The organism is Hassallia byssoidea VB512170, from assembly GCF_000817785.2.
Lineage (GTDB): Bacteria > Cyanobacteriota > Cyanobacteriia > Cyanobacteriales > Nostocaceae > Hassallia > Hassallia carrinoi.
This window is the reverse complement of the sequence record NZ_JTCM02000187.1, coordinates 1-6139: the sequence shown is the minus strand read 5'-3', so window position 1 is coordinate 6139 and position 6139 is coordinate 1. Positions and strand designations below refer to the sequence as shown.

The following is a 6139-nucleotide window of genomic DNA, read 5'->3' as shown; positions in this document are numbered from 1 at the left end:
TATCAAACACTGATTTCTTCGTTGAAACAGAATCTGCACTTTCCTAGTCTCAAAGTCTTGTAAATATTGGCTTGCGAGTTTTCGGATGGGTCTATTGAGTCAGCTAACGTTTTACGTCAGTGCTTCTGTGATGCAGAAATCGGACTCAACAAAGCCAAAACATTGGCGCTGCGCTACTCCCTGGCTTGGAAGATGGAAATTACAGCGATCGCTCAACCTTTCCAACCCAAATGGATTGTCCCCAGTTACAATACCCTGATTGTTGTCACTGCTTGCGTAGATAATGCCAAAGCCAGAGAGTCAATTACCCAAGTACTTCAGCACAACACTCATCGCTCTGCGCCTCACATTTGGCATTTGGATTGCGGTAACTCCAAGCGTAGTGGTCAGGTACTATTAGGTTCTCATCTGTCTACTAACCCCAATGACTATGATTTCGAGGCTTTAGGCTGCTTTCGCTTACCTGCGCCAACTATACAGCAACCCGATCTACTGGTTTCACAACCAGAAGAGTTGGCAGACAACAACTTGTCCTGTGAACAAATGGCCTTACTCAATAGCCAGTCCTTGAGCATTAACCAGCGAGTTGCTGCGGAAGCCTTTGATTATTTGTTGCAATTGACGACGGGGAAACTACGACGATTTGCTACTTATTTCGACTTAGAGAGTGGTAGTGGAAAATCCCTGTATACAACGCAAGTCAGTATTATGCAGGCGATTCTCCTGGGTCACTCCTGCGCGAATGCTCTCTTCTCAAGTTAACAACCAAGCACTGTACAGTTGCTTCTGTACAGTGACTTCAATTAAGCAAACCAGCCCGTAAAGCTAATACAGCTGCTTGAGTGCGATCGCTTGCACAAAGCTTGTTCAAAACCCCACGCACATATACTTTTACACTTCCCAAGCTAAGATAGAGTTTCTGGGCAATCTCGTTATTGCTATAGCCTTGAACAATTAACTCCAAGACTTGCAGTTCTCGATTTGTCAGTGGATCTGCTTCTAGAATGCTTGCTTGCTCTGGGTCAATTGCAGAGATCGTCACCGTCTGAGTAGCATTCGGTTTCACCACAGCCGCCGTAGATTGACGAGTATGCTTGAGAACAATACGAGCGATCGCTGGATCAATCCACGACTGACCTTCATGGGTGATATGCAGTGCTTCCAGCAACAACTCGAACTTAATTGTCTTAACACAGTAAGAGTCTGCCCCAGCTGCAAACGCTGCCAATACCATCTGCTCTTTGGCAAAGGAAGTGAGCATCATTACTTTAGTCTGTGCAGCAGTTTCCGACACTAAAGATTCCCGAAACTGCTGCACCAGCCATATTCCGTCTCTATCCGGTAAGCCAATATCAACGATCGCTATGTCTGGTTTTGTACTTTGGAGCAGTTTCAACCCATTGGACGCTGTAGCTTCATCACCCACGACTTGAATACCTTCTTGCTCGTTGAGAGAACTACGCATCCCAATCCGCGTTAAGCTATGGTCTTCAATAATTGCTACTCGAATATCTACCATCATTTACCTCAGCAGCTTGGTAACTATACTTTTTTAACTGTCGAATATGGTTTCAAGGAAAGGATTACTCCATTGGACGAAAAATTTTAGCTATTTAGCCAAAATGTGGCTATTGAGATGCAAAGCGCCATTTCAATGTTATTAAACCTCATCCAGGTTGAAACCAGTAGTTTTTACAGTATTGGTTCAAAAGTTCATATATCAAAGGCTACATATCTCAACTGGCTGTTGAAAAAGCTCTAATGTTCAAAATGGACATCGTTTAATCTGAAAATTCTCTGAAAAAATCTTCCAAAAGTATAAAAAAATATAAAAGCACTGAGGTTAAACTGAAACTAATACAGTTTATTCTGACTTGTGTCCACATCACACTTACAGGAGGATGTAGCTTATCTCTAAGCGAGAAACCTGGCTCTTACACATAACATAGCCAGATTAAAAATTCGTAATTACGAATTAGTAATTACGTTATGGATGGAAATTTAGACCCCAACCATAAGGTTGTGACCTGTAAAAAGGGGAGACTATAAGCAGTTTATTAATTACAAATTACGTACCTTGTTTCTCGCTGGAGGCGAGTATTACGAATTAGTAATTATGTCGAACAATGCCTTGATTTTTAGAAAAATTTGCTGAATGTTAATCACCGCGTAGTGGTTAGCATGGCGCTTGAAATTACACTTTTCCCAACGAAATTTAGCTTGACTACTCTATTTCTCTACTCGGAAGGGATTAGGTTTATTAAAGGCGTTTTATGAAAAACACTTTATCTTTGAATATAACTTCAGAACAAAGAAACCAAAGAATTCTGCTGGTGGATGACTCAGCTGACAGCCTCCGCTTGCTGCAAGTCACATTGAAGCTGAAGGGATACAACGTCACCATCGCCGACAGTGGTGCTGAAGCATTGGTAAAAATTGCCGAATCTCCTCCCGATTTGGTAGTGCTTGATGTGGTGATGCCGGATATGGATGGCTATGAAGTTACCCGGCAAATTAAGCACAACTCAAACTTACCTTTTATCCCAATTTTGCTGGTGACAGGTTCTGAAAAATCAAGTGTCGTCAAAGGTTTAGATGCAGGTGCAGATGAATTTATTCGCAAGCCGGTAGATAAGAAGGAATTACTGGCCAGGGTGCGGGCTTTGTTGAGACTGAAACACAGTATGGACGAACAACTGTTCCTCATTCAGCGACGGGAAGATTTTGTGACCCGCCTCACTCACGATCTGCGAACTCCGTTGATAGCTGCTGACCAGTTCCTAAAGTTGCTGCAAAGAGGTGTTTTTGGCAATACCTTATCAGCAATGCGTGAATCTTTAGAACAAATGGCTCAGAGTAACCAAACTTTGTTGTCAATGGTCGATACCTTGTTAGAAGTTTACCAGTATGAAGCTGGAGGTAAAACTTTGGATTTCTTTGTAGTTGACCTGTGGGAATTATGTCAGCAAGTAGTGCAAGAACTAATGCCTTTGGCTAATGTTAAACATTTAACTCTCAAAGCTGTCTTGACAAAGGGTACTGAAGCTTCTTTAGTTAGAGTTAAAGGCGATCGCCTGGAACTACGCCGACTTATTACTAACTTAGTTGGTAACGCCATTCGTTTCAGTGATGCTGGGTCAGTAGAAGTTCGCCTCAATTCAACTGTTCAAGGGGTAACGATTGAAGTAGAGGATACAGGTATTGGCATGAATCCAGAAGAACAATTACTTTTATTTGATCGCTTTCGACAGGGCAAGCATCAACGTCGGGGGAACGGTTTAGGATTATATTTGTCCCGTCAAATTGTTGAAGCCCATCAAGGGAATATCTCTGTTTCATCGACTGTAGGGAAAGGCAGTATTTTCACAGTTTATTTACCTGTGCAAACAGGTTATTCAGAAATGTTATCAGCATAAAAAATTTGGAAATAGAGCTTAAGGATTTGCATCGAAATAATTTACCTACTTTATCAAAACACTGATAATCAAGGCTTTCAGCTATTCAAAATAGTAACTTAACCTGAGTTCGGGATAAGGAAAAGGACAGTTAGTAAGCTGAAAATATCGTTAAATCCAGCAACCTGTTCTATGTTTAGTTTAGATGCTTTGTTTTGCAATGTAGATGATTTCTGTAAAGCATTTGAAGCACAATGGTACAAAAAACTGTTAAATCATGGAGGAAGAAAGGGTTATATAGATTTATTTATACTTAAAGACTACTGACAAAAATCGCTCACTTTTAAATTGTTACCAATGATAGAATCAGGGAATTATCTGGAACGAAAAAGACGAAATAATAGGGCGATTAAAAATGGGGCGCTCAATACCATACTCCACACAAAAACTGGCTCAGTTAGAAAGGATATGTTATAGGTGAGAGGAGGGTCTTTTTGTGCAGAGATGGCAGTAGCCGTTATACCGCCAATCGCTAGCCCAATACCCGCAATGGCAATGGTATTGTCTAGTTTGCGATCACTCTTGGTTTGTTCTAGGTCAATGATGCCTTGGATTGTGCTGTTGAGATTTTGCAGTAAGGTTAATCCAGGGCTAAGATTTGCATGATCTGCTTCTACTTGTCGCTGATATTTTTTGGTGCAGTTCTCACTCTCGCTAAAGGTTTTTAGAAATTCTAAGTCGCTACGTACATACTTGTTCTGTATATCATTTAAACGAGATTCATAGTTATCTAGATTTAATTTAATGGTACGGATATGATTTTCTAGAGAGTTTAAGGCAATAGTATAATCTGATAAGTTAATTAAGTTAGACGTTAAAGTTTCTTGTAGCTTGCTAAGTTTTAGATTGTTGCTTTGCAATAGCCTTGGTAATTCCTTAGTTTGTTTTATAGCAGGTTGTATTTCAACATATTTTTTTTTAAGAAGTGTTTTTTGATAGCGGCTTTGATAATAAGACCAAACAACTTTATGGCGATACAGCCACAATCGCATGAATTGGTAATAAGTACTTCGTACTCGTTTTATCATTTCATCTGGAGAAACACTATCGGGAAATAGCCAGATGAAAACATGACCATTTTCTTGTCTAAATTTTTCCCAAAATTCTTTTCCATTTCCACCTAAATTTTGGGGACTATACCACAATTCAAAAATCATCCCTTCTTCTAACTTACCTTTACCAATTAAATCTCGCTCCCAGTCATAATTGCTGACGATTTGTGTGTAGCACTTCTGAGCAACTTTTTCTATTTCTTGATCAGTGTTATAGCTTTTTACTTTGCCCCAAAATAACCAAGTTTGTCCTATTGTCCCCGTTTGTCCAGAAATGCGCTGGGTAATTTCTTGTTTAAGTTTTAAGAATGGTTCATCTTTAATGCCTTGTGGTTTATCATTATATTTACTGTTAGCATCTAGTTTACCAGAATAATTAATTTGCAGGGCATAAGTATCACCTATTTGTACGGGATAATAGTAACCATCCAGTGGTGATGGAAAATTTCTATTTCTAGTATCAAGTAACTCAATAACTTCTACCTCTGTATCTTGATAATTATGAAATTGTTTATATTTTTCTTCAAACTTTGTTTCATCCAAATCACCATAAATTTTTTTGCAAAAATTGCGACAGTTTTGGTCAATCGTTGTTTTCTCTTGTCCTAAGCCATCCTTCAAGTCATAAAGGAATATATCTATACTGGGAAAAATAATTTCAAAATTTTCTGACATTTTATTTGCTTCTAGTAATAAACGTCCAAAGCCGTTTTAAGAGGTTTGGCTTTGATTTCGCAGCAGTAACAGAATCATCAGCACTAAAAGTATCAATAACTGAGTTAACAAGTTCTTGATTTGATTCTTTTGGCAAAGGGAGTGGTGGTAAGCCTTTACTTCTCTGACCAGCTTCGTTTTTAAATTTTGTTAATTCTCTCTGGTATGCTTCATCTAAAGTTGGGTAGCTTTCAGCAATGACATCTAGATTACCAATATTGCCTGGATCTATCTTTAAGTCAAGCGCGATCGCGTGAAGTTGCTTTTGGATATCCGCAGGCAAAGGTTGATTCAGCTTGGCAAGGGCATTCAGGAATGCTTTAGCAGAAATTATGTCGTTAGGTTGCATAAAAAATAATGATTTAGTTATTGTCAACAAATTAACCTGTAATTATAAAAGCTGCCCAATAATAGGGGTGGTTGAAAGTCTTCTTCTGTTTCTTATCCGCAAGTTTCATGCTCTTAAATTCATTTAACTTATTTCTGACATGAGGACGGAGAGGTTTTTCATCTTCTGGTAATTTCTTAAAAATGATTTTATATAATCTTTCTAGTTTATAGGTTGTAAGATTGCGAAGCCATGTTCTGGCTTTTGCTAATGCAACGGCTGGCGATTTACCTTTCTTGAGTTGCCAGTAAAAGTATATGATAAGCAAACTACTTGCGTCGTCACTTACAGTCCATAGAGTGCTGAGAACGTTAGTGACACCTTGGTAAACAAAAGCACTGACTAAACCAACATATTCATTCTCTATGGTTTGCTTTCCAGTTAAGGCAGTTTCGCAAGCAGCAAGGGTGACAAGTCGATAGCCTCTAAAATTTACAGCGTATTGCAGGTTTATGAGGTACAGTAACAGCAATTTGTAAACCAGTTTTTTAAATGCTTGGGATTGACTAAATCCAGGGCAGTTGCAATCA

6 protein-coding genes are annotated in these 6139 nt (G+C 39.0%); 2 read left to right on the top strand and 4 right to left on the bottom strand.

Annotated features, from left to right (window positions below; genetic code table 11):
* Nucleotides 1–66: 66 nt before the first annotated feature.
* Entirely contained in the window at nt 67–762 is a 696-nt protein-coding gene (locus PI95_RS34235; RefSeq protein ID WP_052325821.1) for a ubiquitin-activating E1 family protein, read from the top strand.
* A gap of 37 nt (nt 763–799) precedes the next feature.
* Here PI95_RS34235 and PI95_RS34230 read toward each other — a convergent pair whose 3' ends face one another.
* Entirely contained in the window at nt 800–1519 is a 720-nt protein-coding gene (locus tag PI95_RS34230; RefSeq protein WP_039753193.1) for a response regulator, read from the bottom strand.
* Between the two features lie 754 nt (nt 1520–2273).
* Between PI95_RS34230 and PI95_RS34225 the strand changes: the two genes are divergently transcribed.
* Complete coding sequence (locus PI95_RS34225) at nt 2274–3416, top strand: hybrid sensor histidine kinase/response regulator (protein WP_039753192.1); 1143 nt, start codon at nt 2274–2276, stop codon at nt 3414–3416.
* 353 nt (nt 3417–3769) lie between these two features.
* Here the strand turns inward: PI95_RS34225 and PI95_RS34220 are convergent, their stop codons facing one another.
* The 3 genes from PI95_RS34220 to PI95_RS34210 all read right to left on the bottom strand — a co-directional run.
* A complete protein-coding gene (locus PI95_RS34220; RefSeq protein WP_052325820.1) occupies nt 3770–5182 on the bottom strand; it encodes a hypothetical protein in 1413 nt (470 codons plus the stop codon).
* A 1-nt stretch (nt 5183) separates the two neighbouring features.
* Nucleotides 5184–5570: a hypothetical protein gene (locus tag PI95_RS34215; protein ID WP_039753191.1), complete on the bottom strand. Its 387-nt coding sequence runs from the start codon at nt 5568–5570 to the stop codon at nt 5184–5186.
* A gap of 31 nt (nt 5571–5601) precedes the next feature.
* The coding region (locus PI95_RS34210) for a CHAT domain-containing protein (protein WP_163519456.1) at nt 5602–6139 on the bottom strand (538 nt) is incomplete at its 5' end.